15 protein-coding genes are annotated in these 17,385 nt (G+C 50.9%); 13 read left to right on the forward strand and 2 right to left on the reverse strand.

The window, feature by feature from the left end; translation table 11 throughout:
* A partial coding sequence (locus DW826_RS11180) for a YodL domain-containing protein (RefSeq protein WP_117552754.1) occupies positions 1-1,833 on the forward strand: 1,833 nt, incomplete at its 5' end.
* 1 nt (position 1,834) lies between these two features.
* Positions 1,835-2,050, forward strand: a complete 216-nt coding sequence (locus DW826_RS11185) for a transposon-transfer assisting family protein (protein WP_003526257.1) — start codon at positions 1,835-1,837, stop codon at positions 2,048-2,050.
* A 96-nt stretch (positions 2,051-2,146) separates the two neighbouring features.
* On the opposite strand, the gene DW826_RS18645 is transcribed toward DW826_RS11185, so the two are convergent.
* Complete coding sequence (locus DW826_RS18645) at positions 2,147-2,914, reverse strand: hypothetical protein (protein ID WP_242994091.1); 768 nt, start codon at positions 2,912-2,914, stop codon at positions 2,147-2,149.
* Between DW826_RS18645 and DW826_RS18650 the strand changes: the two genes are divergently transcribed.
* From DW826_RS18650 to DW826_RS11225, 9 genes are all read left to right on the forward strand, one after another.
* Positions 2,901-3,257, forward strand: coding sequence for a TnpV protein (locus tag DW826_RS18650; RefSeq protein WP_118615424.1), 357 nt, complete (start codon positions 2,901-2,903; stop codon positions 3,255-3,257). The genes DW826_RS18645 and DW826_RS18650 overlap by 14 nt on opposite strands.
* Positions 3,258-4,753: 1,496 nt before the next feature.
* A complete protein-coding gene (locus tag DW826_RS11190; protein WP_347472349.1) occupies positions 4,754-10,918 on the forward strand; it encodes an SNF2-related protein in 6,165 nt (2,054 codons plus the stop codon).
* Between the two features lies 1 nt (position 10,919).
* Positions 10,920-11,738, forward strand: a complete 819-nt coding sequence (locus DW826_RS11195; RefSeq protein ID WP_117552756.1) for a DUF3849 domain-containing protein — start codon at positions 10,920-10,922, stop codon at positions 11,736-11,738.
* A 2-nt stretch (positions 11,739-11,740) separates the two neighbouring features.
* On the forward strand, positions 11,741-12,079 hold the full coding sequence (gene mobC, locus DW826_RS11200; protein ID WP_117552757.1) for a plasmid mobilization relaxosome protein MobC: 339 nt from the start codon (positions 11,741-11,743) through the stop codon (positions 12,077-12,079).
* A 155-nt stretch (positions 12,080-12,234) separates the two neighbouring features.
* Entirely contained in the window at positions 12,235-12,534 is a 300-nt protein-coding gene (locus DW826_RS11205) for a CD1845 family protein (protein ID WP_117552758.1), read from the forward strand.
* 121 nt (positions 12,535-12,655) lie between these two features.
* A complete protein-coding gene (locus DW826_RS11210) occupies positions 12,656-13,252 on the forward strand; it encodes a type IV toxin-antitoxin system AbiEi family antitoxin domain-containing protein (protein WP_002595843.1) in 597 nt (198 codons plus the stop codon).
* Positions 13,249-14,103 (forward strand): nucleotidyl transferase AbiEii/AbiGii toxin family protein, encoded by an 855-nt coding sequence (locus tag DW826_RS11215; protein ID WP_002595844.1) that lies wholly within the window; start codon positions 13,249-13,251, stop codon positions 14,101-14,103. The genes DW826_RS11210 and DW826_RS11215 overlap by 4 nt, the downstream gene beginning before the upstream one ends.
* Positions 14,100-14,426 (forward strand): hypothetical protein, encoded by a 327-nt coding sequence (locus DW826_RS11220; protein WP_006773027.1) that lies wholly within the window; start codon positions 14,100-14,102, stop codon positions 14,424-14,426. Before DW826_RS11215 ends, DW826_RS11220 begins: the two co-directional genes overlap by 4 nt.
* A gap of 54 nt (positions 14,427-14,480) precedes the next feature.
* Positions 14,481-15,893: a relaxase/mobilization nuclease domain-containing protein gene (locus DW826_RS11225; protein ID WP_006059595.1), complete on the forward strand. Its 1,413-nt coding sequence runs from the start codon at positions 14,481-14,483 to the stop codon at positions 15,891-15,893.
* A gap of 188 nt (positions 15,894-16,081) precedes the next feature.
* Here DW826_RS11225 and DW826_RS11230 read toward each other — a convergent pair whose 3' ends face one another.
* Positions 16,082-16,396, reverse strand: a complete 315-nt coding sequence (locus DW826_RS11230; protein WP_002576937.1) for a helix-turn-helix transcriptional regulator — start codon at positions 16,394-16,396, stop codon at positions 16,082-16,084.
* 157 nt (positions 16,397-16,553) lie between these two features.
* On the opposite strand from DW826_RS11230, the gene DW826_RS11235 reads away from it, so the two are divergent.
* Both DW826_RS11235 and DW826_RS18250 read left to right on the forward strand, forming a co-directional pair.
* Complete coding sequence (locus tag DW826_RS11235; RefSeq protein WP_006059597.1) at positions 16,554-17,096, forward strand: SLOG family protein; 543 nt, start codon at positions 16,554-16,556, stop codon at positions 17,094-17,096.
* Positions 17,097-17,203: 107 nt separating this feature from the next.
* Positions 17,204-17,374, forward strand: a complete 171-nt coding sequence (locus tag DW826_RS18250; protein ID WP_008723379.1) for a hypothetical protein — start codon at positions 17,204-17,206, stop codon at positions 17,372-17,374.
* The last annotated feature ends 11 nt before the right edge of the window (positions 17,375-17,385 follow it).

The raw sequence follows: 17,385 nt of genomic DNA on the forward strand, positions 1-17,385 counted from the left end.
ATGCTGAGTATAAGGCCTGAAATGTTAATGTTTCCATTTGAAGCAGAAAGCATCTCCTATGCGGTCTGCAAGTATTTTGGCATCGAGACCGGAGAAAACAGCTTCGGCTATATTGCAAGCTGGAGCCAGGGCAAAGAGCTGAAAGAGCTGAGAGCCAGTTTGGAGACCATCAACAAGACCTCCGGCACTTTGATCTCCGACATTGAGCGCCACTATAAGGAAATCTGCAAAGAGCGTGGAATTGACCCCCATGCAAAGGCAGAGCCGGAAACCGCCCCGATAGAGCAGCCAACCGGCAATCTGACTTACTATGTGGCAGAGTGCATGGAGTTTCCAAACCTCGGAGAATACCACGATAACCTGTCTTTGGAGGAAGCGGTCCGCATCTATCAGGAGATTCCGGCAGAACGAATGAACGGGATCAAGGGCATTGGTTTTGAGCTGAAAGACGGAAGCGACTATGAAGGACCTTTTCCGATTTTGACCGGGCAGACCATTGACCTGGACACTATTCAGGCAATCGACTATTACCGTGACAATCCGCTGGTACAGAAAGCGGTAAAGGAACTGGCTGCGACCATGCCGGAAATGGAGGTACTGGGGGCGGATGCCAACCAGCAGGAGGCTTTGTTTCTGATCAACGATACTACCTATCTTCATATCCAACCTTGTGACAGCGGATGGGACTACACTCTTTACGATGCTGCGTCCATGAAAGAGCTGGATGGTGGTCAGCTGGATATGTCGGAGCTTTCCTGCATGAAGGCAGTTCTCCAGATTTGTGATGATAACGATCTGGACAGCACTTCGCTCAGACGCGCTCCCTTGTCTATGGTTGAGACCTTGCAGGAAGCGGCCTATCAGCAGATGCAGGCAGAGACCAGTCAGATGACTGCCTCTTCCCAGCTGCCGGAAGCGCAGGAGCAGGCACTGGATGAATACCCCATGCCGGATGAGCAGGTATCCACACCGGATATGCAGGAATATGGCTACACCTATGATGGGATGCTCCCTGTTACCAGAGAACGGGCGCTGGAACTGGATGCCGCCGGTTTGACCGTCTATGTGCTGTATGAGGACAATACGGAGAGCATGGTGTTTGACCCGCAGGAAATCATGGATCATGGCGGTCTTTTCGGTGTGGACCATGAGGAATGGGAGAAAAGCCCTCAGTTCCACGAAAAGGTCATGGAGCGTCAGGAACATCAGCAGGAACGCGAACAGGCATTTCTCTCCCAGAACAGAGATTGCTTTGCCATCTATCAGGTAAGTCGTGACGATCCGCAGAATGTGCGCTTTATGAATCTGGACTGGTTAAAGTCCCATAACATTTCCATAGACCGCAGCAATTATGACCTCATTTACACAGCTCCTCTGAGGGAGTCTGGCACTGTGCCGGAGCAGCTGGAAAAACTCTATCAGCAATTCAATCTGGAAAAGCCCGTGGACTTTCACAGTCCCTCCATGAGCGTCAGCGACATCGTTGCGATCAGACAGGACGGTAAGGTATCCTGTCATTACTGTGACAGTGTTGGTTTTACCCAGATCCCCGGATTCCTGCCAGAAAACCCGCTGAAAAATGCGGAAATGATGCTGGAGGACGATTACGGCATGATTGACGGTATCATCAACAATGGCGCAAAAGAACCCACGGTGGCAGAGCTGGAACAGCAGGCCCGAAGCGGTCAGCCCATTTCCCTGATGGAGTTGGCAGCCGCCACCCATCGGGAGGAACGGGAAAAGAAAAAGTCCGTCATGGAGCAGCTGAAAGGCCAGCCCAAGACAGAACACAAAAAGACAGCACCCAAAAAGAGTGCGGAAAGGGAGATTTGATATGGGAAACTTTACTTTTGAGGAAATGAACCTGATGTGCATTTACAATACCGGCAGCCGCACCGGGCTGATTGACAGTCTGCGTGAGATGCGCGGCGAGCTTTCGCCGGAGGAAACAGAGCTGAGAGAGTTGACCGACAGCGCCCTTACGAAGCTCTGTGCGATGACCGATGAGAAGTTTGCCGAACTGGAGCTGTACCCGGATTTTGACCAGTAAACAACATAACCGCAGGGATGGGGTGGCGATCTGCCACCCCACCTTTTTACCCCAAAACTGAAAGGAGGACAGAACACTATGCCAACCAAAGCTGAACTATATGCACAGATGGCGGACAAAGTGGCAACACAGCTCACGGGGAGCTGGCAGGAATGGGCAGGGTTTCTCACTACTGCTTCCCGCCTTTACAAGTACCCGTTCCATGAGCAGCTGATGATCTATGCCCAGCGACCGGACGCCACCGCCTGTGCGGAGTACGATTTGTGGAATGAAAAGATGGGCCGTTATGTAAGGCGCGGTTCCAAAGGGATTGCTCTGGTGGATGATTCCGGGGACAGACCTCGCCTGCGTTATGTCTTTGACATTTCCGACACCGGAACCCGTGAACATTCCCGCACTCCCTGGCTGTGGCAGTTGAAGGAGCGCTATCTGGATTCCGTGCAGGCCATGCTGGAGCGCACCTATGATGTTTCCGGTGAGGATCTTGCCGGACAGCTCACGGAGGTAGCCGGAAAACTGGCCGAGGAATACTGGACGGAGCATCAGCAGGACTTCTTCTATATCGTTGACGGTTCCTTTTTGGAGGAATATGATGAGTATAACATCGGAGTGCAGTTCAAGGCAGCCGCCACCGTCAGTATCACTTACGCTTTGATGTCTCGCTGCGGACTGGAGCCGGAACGCTACTTCGACCACGAAGATTTCATGGCGATCTTTGATTTCAACACCCCGTCCACCATCGGGGCGCTGGGAACAGCGGTCAGCCAGATCAACCAGCAGGTGCTGCGGCAGATCGGCGTTACCGTCCGAAATGCAGAGCGCGAAGCCAACCAAGAAAGGAGCAAGCAAGATGAACAATCCCATGACCTACATCCAGAACGGAGACTATCAGATTCCCGACCTGAAGCTGAGCCAGCAGCCGGAGAAACCCCTGGGCAAGTACGGCAGGATGAGGAAAACCTACCTGAAGGAACACCGTCCCATCCTCTACAACCAGATGTTGCTGAGCGAGAAGCTGTACCCGCACCTCATCGAGATCGACGAGACCGCCCAGAGCAGACTGGAACAGATGATGCTCCAGCTGGCGAAGGAAGCGGGAGCCACCGAGGAACTGAAAGCCAGCGATCCCATGAAGTGGGTGGGCCTGATGAACACCTGCAAAGCCCAGGCAGAGGAGATCCTGATGGCGGAGCTTATCAACAGCTGACCCTAAACCTGTTCCTCTCCGAAGCGGAGCAGATCCAATCCATAGATGAAGCAGAGAATGTAGCGCATACATCCTCTGCTTTTTCTTTTGCCCAAAATGATATTGACCATGTGCTGCGTTTGGGAGGCAATACAGATCGTCAGAGGGAGCGTGTGGTTGCAGCCTTTGAAAAGCAGAAAACCACCGCTGAGATTGCCGAGATACTGAAAACGCTGTACCACGGCGGCAACGGCCTTGGCAGCGTGAGCGTATGGTATGCCGAGGATGGCATCCATCTTTCCCACGGGAAGTCTGTCCGTTATGACAGGTCTGCCCAGGTCATTTCCTGGGAGAGTGCCGCAGAGCGCATCGGGGAACTTTTGGAAAGTGGCCAGTTTGCCTCCAATGTGGAGCTTGCAGAAGCGGCAGGCTATGAACGCTCCCTCCTTGCAGAAAAACTTTGGCATCTGTACCACGATTTCAGCGATAAAGCCAGAGATTCCGGGTATCTGTCCTGTCTGTCCGGTATTCAGAGAACCGGGTTCCCGGAAGAAACTGCATGGCTTGCCGAGCAGCTGAGTGACCCGGCTTTCCGCCAGACCCTCAAGGAAGAATACGCCGCCTTCTGGACTGCCTATCAGCAGGACCGTGACCTGTTGCGCTTTCATTACCATAGGCCAAGGGAAATTTGGGAGAACCTGAAGGATCTTGACCTGCCACGCAGAACTTTTTCTTCGGACCTTTCCCAAGTGCCAACCGTCCAGCATTTCATTACCGAGGATGAGATCGACGCCGCCATGACCGGCGGCAGCAGTTTTGCCGGAGGAAAGGGCCGTATCTATGCGTTCTTCATGGAAAACCATACGGATAAGGAAAAAGTGAGATTCCTTAAAGACGAGTATGGCATTGGCGGACGCTCTCATGCCCTGTCCGGTGCAACACACAGCGGCGAAGATCACGATGGGAAAGGACTGCACTATAAAAAGCAGGACTGCCCGGATGTTCACTTGAACTGGGAAAAGGTTGCCAAGCGCATTACTTCACTTGTCCAGAAAGGCCGCTATCTTACCGAACAGGAACAAGCGCAGTATGACAAGATCCAGGCTGAAAAGGATCTGGCAGAAGAAGATGCCATTCATGCCCAGCAGCCGGAGATAGAGGAAGAAACGCCAAAGCCTACCCTTCGGGAGCAGTTTGAGCAGTATAAGCCTGTGGTGACTGCCGCCATATCTGAGGATGTGGCATATCGAAATGCCTGCGGTCATTCCGACCGTGAAAATGCTGTCATCGAGGGCAATGCCGCTGTGCGCCGTGCGGTTCTTGGCTCTAAGGATATGGAGCTGATTCGGCTCTATTCCGATGTGCCGGAGTTCCGTCAGCGTCTGCACTGGGAAGTGATCGACGAGACCTATCCAAAGCTCCATGAGCTTCTGCGCCCTCTTTCTCAGGAGGATATTGATACCGCCCTTTGTGCATGGAACGGCAATATTGAGAGTAAACACGCTGTTGTCCGCTATATGAAAGACCATGCAAGAGAAAAAGATACCGCCGCATGGCTGGCTCAGGAATACGGCGGCAGTAACAGCAACAGCCTGTTCGTTGTCCGTGCCGGCAGCCCGGAGGAAACGCAGCTGCCCTGGCCGAAGGTACAGCGCAGGCTTGCCCAGCTCATTCAGGAGGACCGGTTCTATACCGAAGAAGAACAGGACCGTTTTGACGACATCGACCCAATCGCCATCCGGGAAGCTCTGGAAGAAAGAGGGATCGTCAACGGACAGGTGGCAGACCCGGAAAAACTGGACAATGCCCCGTTTATCCAACAGGTGATGTCAGATGCCGAGCAGATCGCAGATGCCGAGATAGAGCAGACTTCCGAAGTTTCCATTTCCGATGAGGAATATGACGCAGTTCGTCGCCCAATTTTGCAAAGAACCTCTTATGACCCAGCCGCCCCGGTCTATGCCGTGGGCGATACCGTGTATATCGAGGATGACGCCTATCAGATCACCGAGCTGCGGGAGGACACCGTACAGCTTCTGCCAACCGGGATGGTATATCCCATCTACCGGGCAGAGCGCAAAGAACAGTTCGAGCAGCTGCTTCGGGCAGACCGCCGCAATGCTTACTATACCGAGTTTCTTCCTATTGACCCGGACAAGGCAGATCAGGACTTGCGGGATGTATTGGCTCATGGACTGATGGATGAAGCGGATAAAAAGCAGATTTCCACGCTGCTGCAATCCGGCAGGAGCAACAGCGAGATCGCCTACTGGCTGAGCAGAGCCTATTCCGGTGAGATCGAGACACTGAATCTGGAGACCGGCGATATTGCCGATTACCGTACCACGGCACAGGGCATAGAACTGGAAGTCATGGATGCAGAGGAAAAGCGTCTGGCTGTGCTGTATTTCCGCTGGGATGAAGTTGCGCCTTTGCTGCGCGGGATGTATGCCCGTCAGCTGGATGGCTTTGGACAGGAACAGCCCCAACCGGCTGCCGAATCCCCGGCCTTCCATTCCGAGACCGTGGCCGTCTATCCGGGCGACAAGAACCATCTGCCTTATGATGTGGTGGTGGAACGGCTGCATATCGAGGAGCCGGAGCCGCCAGCCCCTGTGACAGAGCCGGAGAAAACCTTTGAGGAAGTGCTGGACGAACACCCGGTTTCCATTCAGGTCAATGGCCAGTGGCAGACCTTCCCCAATGCCAAAGCTGCCGAGGAAGCCTCCTATGAGGAATACAAGGCCAACCTGCGCCGCAATGCACAGAACTTCCGTATTACCGATGAGCATTTGGGTGAAGGCGGTCCGAAAGCCAAGTTCCAGGCAAATGTCAATGCGATTCGTTTGCTGAAAGAGCTGGAAGTTGCCGGACAGCAGGCAAGCCCTGAACAGCAGGAAGTCCTATCCCGCTATGTAGGCTGGGGAGGTCTTGCCGATGCCTTTGACCCGGAAAAACCGGCATGGGCTTTAGAGTATGCCCAGCTGAAAGAGCTGCTGACCCCGGAGGAATATGCCGCCGCCAGAGGTTCCACCCTCAACGCGCACTACACCAGTCCCACGGTAATCCGGGCCATCTATGAGACCGTGGGCCGCATGGGTTTTGAGACCGGCAACATCCTGGAGCCGTCCTGCGGTGTGGGCAATTTCTTCGGTATGCTGCCGGAAGAAATGCGAAACAGCCGTCTGTATGGCGTTGAGCTGGATTCCATCAGTGGACGGATTGCAAAGCAGCTCTACCCCAAGGCCGACATCACCGTGGCCGGGTTTGAGACCACCGACAGGCGAGATTTCTATGACCTTGCCATTGGTAATGTGCCTTTTGGCCAGTATCAGGTTCGAGATAAAGCCTATGACAAGCTGAATTTCAGCATCCACAACTACTTTTTTGCCAAAGCACTCGACCAGGTGCGTCCCGGCGGCGTGGTGGCTTTTGTAACCTCCCGCTATACCATGGACGCCAAGGATTCCACCGTGCGCCGCTATCTTGCCCAGCGTGCCGAGCTGCTGGGAGCTATCCGTTTGCCTAATGACGCGTTCAAAAAGAATGCCGGTGCCGAGGTGGTATCGGACATCATCTTCCTCCAAAAACGGGACCGCCCGCTGGACATCATGCCGGAATGGACTCAAACCGGACAGACGGAGGACGGATTTGCCATCAACCGGTATTTTATCGACCACCCGGAAATGGTGCTGGGCAGACAGGAGCCGGTAAGCACTGCTCATGGTATGGACTACACTGTGAATCCTATCGAGGGACTGGAGCTTTCCGACCAGCTGCATGATGCTGTGAAGTACATTCATGGGACTTATCAGGAGGCAGAGCTGCCGGAACTGGGCGAAGGCGAAGCTATTGACACCTCCATTCCTGCCGACCCCAATGTGAAGAACTATTCCTATGCCATTGTAGACGGGCAGGTGTACTACCGGGAAAACAGCCGTATGGTGCGCCCTGACCTCAACGCCACCGCCGAAGCCCGTGTAAAAGGTCTTGTGGAACTGCGTGATTGTGTGCAGGAACTGATCGACCTTCAGATGGATGCAGCGGTTCCGGACAGCACCATTCGGGAGAAGCAGGCGGAACTGAACAGCCTCTATGACAGCTTTTCTTCCCAATGCGGTCTCATCAATGACCGTGCAAACCGTCTGGCCTATGCAGACGATTCTTCCTATTACCTGCTCTGTGCGCTGGAAGTCATCGACGAGAACGGAAAGCTGGAACGCAAGGCAGATATGTTCACCAAGCGGACCATCAAGCCCCATCAGGCGGTGGCTGTGGTGGATACGGCAAGTGAAGCACTGGCGGTGTCCATCTCGGAAAAAGCCCGCGTGGATATGGACTATATGAGCCAGCTTACCGGAAAAACAAAAGAAGAACTGGCCGGAGAGCTGCAAGGCGTAATCTTCCGTGTACCGGGACAGCTGGAGAAAGACGGCACACCCCATTATGTGACTGCTGATGAATACCTCTCCGGCAATGTACGCCGCAAACTGCGTCAGGCGCAACGGGCTGCACAGCAGGACCCGGTTTATGCAGTCAATGTGGAAGCTCTTACCGCCGCCCAGCCCAAAGACCTGGATGCGTCGGAGATTGAGGTGCGTCTGGGCGCTACCTGGATCGACAAAGAGTACATCCAGCAGTTTATGTACGAGACCTTCAACACCCCGTTTTATCTCCAGCGCAGTATCGAGGTCAACTATTCGTCCTTTACCGCTGAATGGCAGATCAAGGGGAAATCTTCTGTATCCTACAACGATGTGGCAGCTTATACCACCTATGGGACCAGTCGTGCCAATGCCTACAAGATTTTAGAGGACAGCCTGAACCTGCGGGATGTCCGCATCTATGACACCATAGAGGACGCAGACGGAAAAGAGCGCCGCGTGCTGAACGCCAAGGAGACCACCCTGGCAGCTCAAAAACAGCAGGCGATCCGGGAAGCCTTTAGGGACTGGATCTGGAGAGACCCGGAACGCCGCCAGACTTTGGTGCGCCAGTACAACGAAGAAATGAACTCTACCCGTCCCCGCGAGTATGATGGCAGCCATATCACTTTTGGCGGCATGAACCCGGCCATTACCCTGCGGGAACACCAGAAAAGCGCCATCGCCCATGTGCTGTATGGAGGAAATACCCTGTTGGCACATGAAGTAGGCGCGGGCAAAACCTTTGAGATGGTGGCCGCTGCGATGGAAGCCAAACGCCTGGGCTTGTGCCAGAAATCTCTCTTTGTGGTTCCCAACCACCTGACTGAGCAGTGGGCATCGGAGTTTCTGCGCCTCTATCCTTCTGCCAACATCTTAGTCACAACCAAAAAGGACTTTGAGACCCATAACCGCAAGAAGTTCTGCGCCCGTATTGCGACCGGTGACTACGACGCCATCATCATGGGACACAGTCAGTTTGAGCGTATCCCCATCAGCCGGGAGCGTCAGGAAAGGCTTCTCTATGAGCAGATCGACGAGATCACCGAGGGTATCGCAGAGGTGCAGGCCAGCGGCGGTGAGCGTTTTACCGTCAAGCAGCTGGAGCGTACCAGAAAGTCGCTGGAAGCCAGACTGGAAAAGCTGCAAGCCGAGGGGCGAAAAGACGATGTGGTAACTTTTGAGCAGCTGGGTGTAGACCGGTTGTTCGTAGACGAGGCCCACAACTACAAGAACCTGTTTTTATACACAAAAATGCGGAATGTGGCTGGTCTTTCCACATCGGACGCGCAGAAATCCTCCGATATGTTTGCCAAGTGCCGCTATATGGATGAGATCACTGGAAACCGTGGCGTGATCTTTGCCACCGGCACACCGGTCAGCAACTCCATGACCGAGCTTTACACCATGCAGCGTTATCTTCAATATGAACGCCTGCAAGAGCTGAACATGACCCACTTCGACTGCTGGGCTTCCCGATTTGGGGAGACCGTCACAGCATTGGAGCTGGCACCGGAAGGCACCGGCTATCGGGCAAGAACGAGATTCAGCAAGTTCTTTAATCTGCCGGAGCTGATGAACCTGTTCAAAGAAGTGGCGGACATCAAGACCGCCGACCAACTGAATCTGCCTACCCCGGAGGTGGAATACCACAATGTTGTGGCGCAGCCCACCGAACATCAGCAGGAAATGGTCAAGGCCCTTTCGGAGCGCGCATCGCTGGTACACAGCGGAACCGTTGATCCGTCCCAGGACAATATGCTCAAAATTACCTCGGATGGCCGCAAGCTGGGGCTGGACCAGAGGATCGTCAACCAGATGCTGCCGGATGAACCTGGCACAAAGGTCAATCAGTGTGTGGAGAACATCATGCAGATCTGGCGGGATGGCGAAGCTGACAAGCTGACCCAGCTGGTGTTCTGTGATATTTCTACCCCGCAGGCAAAAGCTCCTGCAAGCAAGGCGGCGAAAACGCTGGATAATCCACTGCTTCACGCACTGGAAGGCGCTGTACCTCTGCCGGAGCAGGAACCGGCCTTTACGGTATATGACGATATTCGTCAGAAGCTCATTGCCCAGGGGATGCCTGCTGATCAGATCGCTTTTATCCATGAGGCCAATACCGAGGTGCGGAAAAAGGAGCTGTTCTCCAAAGTCCGTACCGGTCAGGTGCGTGTGCTTATGGGCAGCACCGCCAAGATGGGCGCAGGCACCAATGTGCAGGACCGTCTGGTGGCACTTCATGACCTGGACTGTCCGTGGAGACCGGGAGACCTTGCCCAGCGCAAGGGCCGTATCGAGCGCCAGGGCAACCAGAATCCCCTTGTCCATGTGTATCGCTATGTGACCGAGGGAACTTTCGACGCATACCTCTGGCAGACAGTGGAGAATAAGCAGAAATTCATCAGCCAGATCATGACTTCTAAATCGCCGGTGCGCTCCTGCGATGATGTGGATGAAACGGCGCTTTCCTTTGCCGAGATCAAGGCTCTGTGCGCCGGAGACCCCCGTATCAAAGAGCGTATGGATCTGGATGTGGAGGTATCCCGCCTGAAGCTGATGAAAGCCGACCACCAGAGTAAGCAGTACCGCTTGGAGGATCAGTTGCTCAAATATTTCCCGGAGGAGATTGAAAAGCACAAGGGCTTTATCAAAGGCTTTGAATCTGACCTGGAGGTTTTGGCAGCTCACCCGCACCCGGAGGACGGCTTTGCCGGTATGGAGATTCGTGGAGATCTGCTGACCGATAAGGAGAACGCCGGTGCTGCCCTTTTGGATGCCTGCAAGGAGGTCAAAACCTCCGATCCGGTGCAGATCGGCAGCTACCGGGGCTATGCCATGTCTGTGGAATTTTCCGCTTGGAAACAGGAATATACGCTCCTGCTAAAAGGACAGATGACCCACAGGGCAACCCTTGGTACAGACCCTCGCGGAAATCTTACCCGTATCGACAATGCCCTCGCCCAGATGCCGCAGCGTCTGGAGGCGGCAAAGGCCCAGATGGATAACCTCTATCAGCAGCAGGCTGCGGCAAAGGAGGAAGTTGGAAAGCCGTTCCTTTATGAAGAAGAACTAAAAAGCAAAAACGCCCGTCTGGTGGAGCTGGATACCCTGCTCAACATCGACGGAAAGGGACCGGCACACGATGAAGCTGTCGTTGCCAAAAGCACACGGCCTTCGGTATTGGACCATCTAAAACGCCCGGTGCCGCCCCGCAGTACAGACAAGAAGCCAAAACAGCATGAGGAGGTGCGATAACATGAATACCAACGATCTAAATACAGCCCTTTATGAAAAGATGGCTGCCGAACAGGACAAGTTCCGGGAATGGCTGAAAATCCAGCCCCCGGAAGAAGTCTTAAACCATGCCTATGAGTACACCATCCGCGAGGACATTGTGATGGCGATGGAGGAACTGGAGCTGACTGATGCCCAGGCTCAGGCACTTTTGGAATCTCCCTCTCCGCTGGCGGATGTGTACCGTTATTTTGAAAAGCTGGAGACCGGCTATATGGATGTGATCCGGGACAGTATTGAGAACCGTGCCGACGATGTGTGCAGAGCTAAAGAGGAACTGCGAACAACACCGGTCTATCCCCATTCTGCCGCCTATGCGAGAGAACATGGGGAGTTGGAGCAGTACCGGGCTTCCAACAATGCAAATCTCCAATGCAAGGAGTCCATTGAAGCGGCGGTGCGGGAACACTTCGACGGAATGTATCTCAGTCACGATGCGGCAAAGGGTGTGATCGAGATCTATGGCATGGAGCGTGTGGCTATGGTTCTGGCTAACACCGTCCAGCTTCAGGACTGGGATGGGCGCTACTCCCGACGCAACAAAGAATGGGCTAAGACCATTCCCAACGATAATCCCGAAACTGTCCGTTGTGGTTATGCCTTAAACAGCCACCCTGCTGTGCTGGATGGCTTTATTGATCTGGTGCGTGTAGAACAGCAGCGCAGCCGTACTCAGGGAGAAAAACTGCAACCGTCCCGCCCCTCAGTACGGGATAAGCTCAAACAGGAGCTGCCTGCCCATAAGCCTGCCGCCCCGAAGAAACGGGAGCCGGAGCGATAACTATGGCAAAGCGTAAGCGGGATATGCAATTAAACTTTAGAGTTTCAGCGGAGGAGCTTGCTGTGATTGAGCAAAAAATGTCTCAGTTTGGAACCTCCAACCGTGAAGCCTATCTAAGAAAAATGGCGCTGGATGGGTATGTAGTCAAGCTGGAGCTGCCGGAGCTGAAGGAGCTTGTTTCCCTGATGCGCCGAAACAGCAACAACTTAAACCAGCTGACCCGTAAAGTGCATGAGACTGGGCGGGTTTATGATGCTGACTTGGAGGATATATCCCAGCGGCAGGAACAGTTATGGGAGGGTTTGAAGGAAATCCTTACCCAGCTTTCCAAACTCTTATAACAGGGATAGATACTCCATTTGCGGAGGGAGGAACGGCATTACTTCGCTGCTCCTCTCTCCGCTTTTTCTTTTTATCGGTATCCTTGTCTTTTGCCTGCCCATGCCGGATAATATGATTAGAAAAGATACCAAGAACGCTGCAAGGAGGAAATAACATGAAGATTTTGAAAGGGCTTTTGATGATTATAACTGCACCGGTCATTTTGGTGCTGACGCTTTTTGTCTGGCTCTGCACGGGGCTGATCTACATATCCGGTCTGGTGCTTGGTCTGCTCAGCACTGTAATTGCTCTGCTTGGCGTGGCTGTGCTTATTACCTATTCCCCGCAAAATGGTGTGATTTTGCTGGTTATGGCATTTTTGATTAGCCCTATGGGGCTGCCGTTGGCTGCAATCTGGCTGATGGGTAAGGTGCAGAGTTTGAAATTTGCCATTCAGGATTGGATTTATGGATAAAAAATACGCAAAGCCACAAAATGCCAAACACCGTCTGTTAAATTTGGAAAGAGAAACTATATATCCACGACTTTACTTTTGAACTAATATTGAATATAATATTAGTACGAAAGGAAGTGACATGATGGGACAATTTGAACAGCTGGATCAGATGCTAACAGCACAAGAAGGAATGCTGCGAACATCACAGGTCGTATCCTCTGGAATTTCAAAGCCGGTATTTTATGATTATGTGCGTTCACGAGATTTGGATAGAGTTGCACATGGGATTTATCTGTCCAAAGATTCCTGGGTGGATGCCATGTATCTGCTTCATTTGCGATTTGAACAAGCAGTATTTTCACATGAAACAGCTTTATTTTTTCACGATCTGACAGACCGTGAACCAATAGAATATACAGTTACGGTCAAAACTGGATGCAATCCAAGCAAAATGAAAGCAGAAGGCATTCAAGTTTTTACGATTAAAGCAGACTTACATGATGTAGGACTTACAACAGCGAAAACTCCGTTCGGGCATACTGTGCCGGTTTATGATATGGAGCGAACGATCTGTGATTTGCTCAGAAGCCGTAGCAGAATTGAAATTCAGACCTTTCAGGGAGCACTGAAAGCGTATGCCCGTAGAAAAGATAAGAACCTGCGAGCTTTAATGCAATATGCCGGGATGTTCAAGGTGGAAAAAATTTTACGACAGTATTTGGAGGTACTTTTATGATAAAAACAGCAAGGCAGCTTAAAGATTTAATACGAAACCTTTCCAGAGAAAAATCCGCAGATGCTCAGATTTTAATGAGGAACTACATGATGGAGCGTTTTTTGGAGCGTATTTCTCTTTCTGAGTATCGTGATAAGTTTATCTTGAAGGGTGGTATGTTGGTAGCGGCTATGGTTGGATTGGATGCCCGCTCTACGATGGATTTGGATGCAACCATAAAGGGAGCTAATGTTAATGTGGAGGATATTGAGAATCTAATTTCATCAATCGTAACTGTTCCGATTGATGATGGTGTTAAATTTCAGCTGAAAAGTATTTCGGAGATTATGGATGAAGCAGAGTATCCGGGGATTCGTGTCAGCATGAGTACAACATTCGATGGTGTAGTGACCCCTTTGAAAATTGATATTTCTACGGGAGATGCAATCACTCCAAGAGAGGTTCGGTATTCATTCAAACTTATGCTGGAAGATCGCTCCATTGATATTTGGGCTTATAATTTAGAAACTGTGCTGGCAGAAAAACTGGAAACCATTATTACCAGAACCACAACCAATACCCGCATGAGAGATTTCTACGATATTTACATTTTAGAACAGCTGCATGGAACCACGCTGAACCCGAAAATTTTACATGATGCGCTTCTGGCAACTGCTCATAAACGGGGATCGGAGAAGTATCTTAACCAGGCTGAAGAAGTTTTTGACGAAGTGGAAAATGATTCGGTTATGCAAAAACTTTGGGAGGCATACCGTAAAAAGTTTTCTTATGCTTCTGATTTGGAATGGGATGTGATTATGAAAGCAATTCGCAGGTTATATGTTCTTTGCGAGAAGGGCATCAGCTTATGAAAAAGCATGGACACTATTGTAAAGTTTGTGGTGAATACAAAGCCAACGAAAAATTTTCAGGCAAAGGTCATGCATCCCACATTTGTAAATCCTGTGCTTCGCTACCAGCAGAAAAGCAGGCTGAACTGATGACACTGAATCGTCTTTTGAATCTTCCATGGAGGCTATCGAAAGAGCAGTTGTCCTGGCTGAAAAATCGACTAAAGGATAGGCGGCCTGATGTCCGTGCATTGGCGCAAGAGCAATATGAAATGAGATTTCCACCAAGACACTTAGAAGATGATGAGTTCAATTTTTTCGATGAAGAAAGTTTTATAGAATAGTGAAAGCGGTCTGCTATGGCAGGCCGTTTTCTTTTCGGGAAGGAGGTCTGACCTATGGCAACCACAAGAATCATGCCGCTTCATGTCGGCAAGGGCCGCACAGAAAGTCGGGCGATCAGTGACATCATCGACTATGTGGCCAACCCAAAGAAAACAGATGACGGCAGACTCATTACCGGCTATGCGTGTGACAGCCGGACTGTGGATGCGGAGTTCCTTCTGGCAAAGCGGCAGTACATTGCCGCTACCGGACGAGTGCGAGGTGCGGATGATGTGATTGCCTATCATGTGCGCCAGTCGTTCCGCCCCGGTGAGATCACTCCGGAAGAAGCGAACCGGCTGGGTGTGGAATTTGCCAAGCGATTCACCAAGGGCAATCATGCCTTTGTGGTCTGCACCCACATAGACAAGTCGCACATTCACAATCACATTATCTGGTCATCGGTCAGCTTAGAATATGACCGGAAATTCCGAAACTTTTGGGGCAGCACCAAGGCAGTCCGACAGTTAAGTGACACCATCTGCGTCGAAAACGGACTGTCCATTGTGGAGAATCCGAAACCTCACGGAAAGAGCTATAACAAGTGGCTGGGCGATCAGGCAAAGCCCTCTCACCGAGAGCTGCTGCGTGTAGCGATTGACAACGCATTATCACAAAGTCCTGCTAATTTTGAGGAACTGCTGAAGCTGCTGCAAGAGTCCGGCTGTGAAGTATCAAAGCGCGGAAAATCGTATCGTTTGAAACTCCCCGGCTGGGAGAAAGCCGCCCGAATGGACAGCCTGGGCGAAGGATATGGATTAGATGATTTGCAGGCGGTTCTCTCCGGGAAGAAAACGCATACCCCACGAAAGAAAATAGTTACACAGGCAGAGACGCAGAAGGTCAATCTGCTGGTGGACATTCAGGCAAAATTGCAGGCAGGAAAAGGTGCTGGCTATGCGCGATGGGCTAAAGTTTTCAATCTGAAGCAAATGGCGCAGACCATGAATTACCTGTCAGAGCATAACCTGCTGGAGTATGCGGTTTTGGAAGAAAAGGCTGCGGCCGCCACGGCACATCACAATGAGCTTTCGGCGCAAATTAAGGAGGCTGAAAAGCGTATGGCAGAGATCGCTGTTTTGCGTACTCACATCGTAAATTATGCCAAGACCCGTGAGGTCTATGTGGACTACCGCAAGGCCGGCTACTCTAAGAAATTCCGGGAGGAACATGAGGAAGAAATTCTGCTCCACCAGGCTGCTAAGAATGCCTTTGATGAGATGGGCGTCAAGAAGCTGCCCAAGGTCAAAGAGTTGCAGACGGAGTACGCGAAATTGCTGGAAGAAAAGAAAAAGACCTATGCCGAGTACCGGCGTTCCCGTGAAGAAATGCGGGAGCTTTTAACGGCAAAGGCTAATGTAGACCGAGTGCTGAAAATGGAGGTAGAACAGGATGTTGAAAAAGAAAAAGACCACGGCCAGCGGTAAGCTGGTCATGGTCAAAAGCGTTCGCAGAACGCGCAGCCACAGAATGAAATTCTGTGTTCAAAGGGGCTTGGGGGCGCTGCCCTCAACAAGCAGCTTGTGGCGAAATGGATAGCCACAAGCATTGCTTGCCACAATATGCTGCGCATAAAATGAAAAACTAACGACGGGACGCTTACTGCCTCCTATCGTTAGTTTTCTGTGTTTAAGCGACTTATAAAACCAATCAGCATAATCAGATCGTCATCTGACATCTTTCTCATTCCGTCCAAAGCCTTCTTGATAAGCTGAGGGTTATTTTCCTGTGCATCAAAAAATTGAAGCGGTGTGATTTCAAAATATTCACAGATGTTGAGAAACTGCTTCATAGACGGCATAGAACGCCCAGAAGAAATCGCCTGAATATAGCTTCTGTTCTGCCCTAACTCCATGCTCATCTGATATTCTGAAACGCCTTTTTTCAATCGTAATTCTGTGATTCGATTGCGGATAAATTCTTCGTCCATACGCTCACCTCTCTGCTCTTTTAGCATAGCAGAAAGCAATTCTTGATACTTCGTATGTGTTGTGTTATAATTTTATAATACAACCTTTATACGCATTATTATTTGCGTTATTTTTGCTTTATATGCGTAATCAAGGCAGTTATCAAGGGTGATTTATATGAATCAGTATGCCTGCGCCATTACCGGCCACCGACCAACAAGATTTTGCTTTGGATATAATGAGGAAGATCCCCTATGCCAAAAATTAAAAGAATGTCTCCTGGAGCAGTTTCGGATACTTCATGACGAGAAATTTGTCCGTACTTTTTTTGTCGGCGGTGCTCTTGGTGTGGATATGTGGGCTGGAGAACAGCTGCTGACATTGAGGGCACAAACGGGATACGAAGATATTAAAATTGTCGTTGTAGTTCCCTTCATCGGTTATGACTCTAAATGGCCGGATCAGAGTAGACATAGATTGAAAAAGCTGATCCAAAACGCAAACGATTCCATTGTTATTTCACATTCTGCGGATGTTTCCAGTTATAAAAAAAGGAATTACTATATGGTCGATCATGCAGAGTACCTCATCGGTGTGTTTGATAATCAGAAAAAGCTGCGTTCAGGCACAGCACAGACAGTCAACTATGCCTTACATCAGGGAAAAGTAATCACTCTGATCCATCCAGACACTATGGAGATAACAGCCCCTGCGCCTTAACAAATTCACAAAAATTTTTCATTAGCATTTCCAACAAAATATTTTCATTGAAGGGGTGCTGTGATATAATAAGATATAAAACTACGCTCAGAATAAATGGTGCCGCTATGAACAAATATATTGGACAGCAATTTGCTGCTTTAAGATACGAAAAAAATATTTTGGTTGTTGAAGAAACTACATCTGCTGGTGGATGCGGCTCCTTCAACGCGGCTTCTTCATGTCCTGCGTCAGCCTGTCTTTATGACAGTGCGGCGTGGGGCTTTTTTATTGCCTGAAAGGAGTATGA

Source organism: Clostridium sp. AM34-11AC (assembly GCF_003435375.1).
Taxonomy (GTDB): domain Bacteria; phylum Bacillota; class Clostridia; order Lachnospirales; family Lachnospiraceae; genus Pilosibacter; species Pilosibacter fragilis.

Coding starts and splice junctions, on each gene's coding strand:
- DW826_RS11205 (WP_117552758.1), top strand. CDS start 12,235: ATGAAGATTTTGAAAGGGCTTTTGATGATTATAACTGCACCGGTCATT.
- DW826_RS11220 (WP_006773027.1), top strand. CDS start 14,100: ATGAAAAAGCATGGACACTATTGTAAAGTTTGTGGTGAATACAAAGCC.
- DW826_RS11230 (WP_002576937.1), bottom strand. CDS start 16,396: ATGGACGAAGAATTTATCCGCAATCGAATCACAGAATTACGATTGAAA.
- DW826_RS18250 (WP_008723379.1), top strand. CDS start 17,204: ATGAACAAATATATTGGACAGCAATTTGCTGCTTTAAGATACGAAAAA.
- DW826_RS11235 (WP_006059597.1), top strand. CDS start 16,554: ATGAATCAGTATGCCTGCGCCATTACCGGCCACCGACCAACAAGATTT.
- DW826_RS18645 (WP_242994091.1), bottom strand. CDS start 2,914: ATGGGATTGTTCATCTTGCTTGCTCCTTTCTTGGTTGGCTTCGCGCTC.
- DW826_RS11195 (WP_117552756.1), top strand. CDS start 10,920: ATGAATACCAACGATCTAAATACAGCCCTTTATGAAAAGATGGCTGCC.
- DW826_RS11215 (WP_002595844.1), top strand. CDS start 13,249: ATGATAAAAACAGCAAGGCAGCTTAAAGATTTAATACGAAACCTTTCC.
- DW826_RS18650 (WP_118615424.1), top strand. CDS start 2,901: ATGAACAATCCCATGACCTACATCCAGAACGGAGACTATCAGATTCCC.
- DW826_RS11225 (WP_006059595.1), top strand. CDS start 14,481: ATGGCAACCACAAGAATCATGCCGCTTCATGTCGGCAAGGGCCGCACA.
- mobC (WP_117552757.1), top strand. CDS start 11,741: ATGGCAAAGCGTAAGCGGGATATGCAATTAAACTTTAGAGTTTCAGCG.
- DW826_RS11185 (WP_003526257.1), top strand. CDS start 1,835: ATGGGAAACTTTACTTTTGAGGAAATGAACCTGATGTGCATTTACAAT.
- DW826_RS11210 (WP_002595843.1), top strand. CDS start 12,656: ATGATGGGACAATTTGAACAGCTGGATCAGATGCTAACAGCACAAGAA.
- DW826_RS11190 (WP_347472349.1), top strand. CDS start 4,754: ATGAAAGACCATGCAAGAGAAAAAGATACCGCCGCATGGCTGGCTCAG.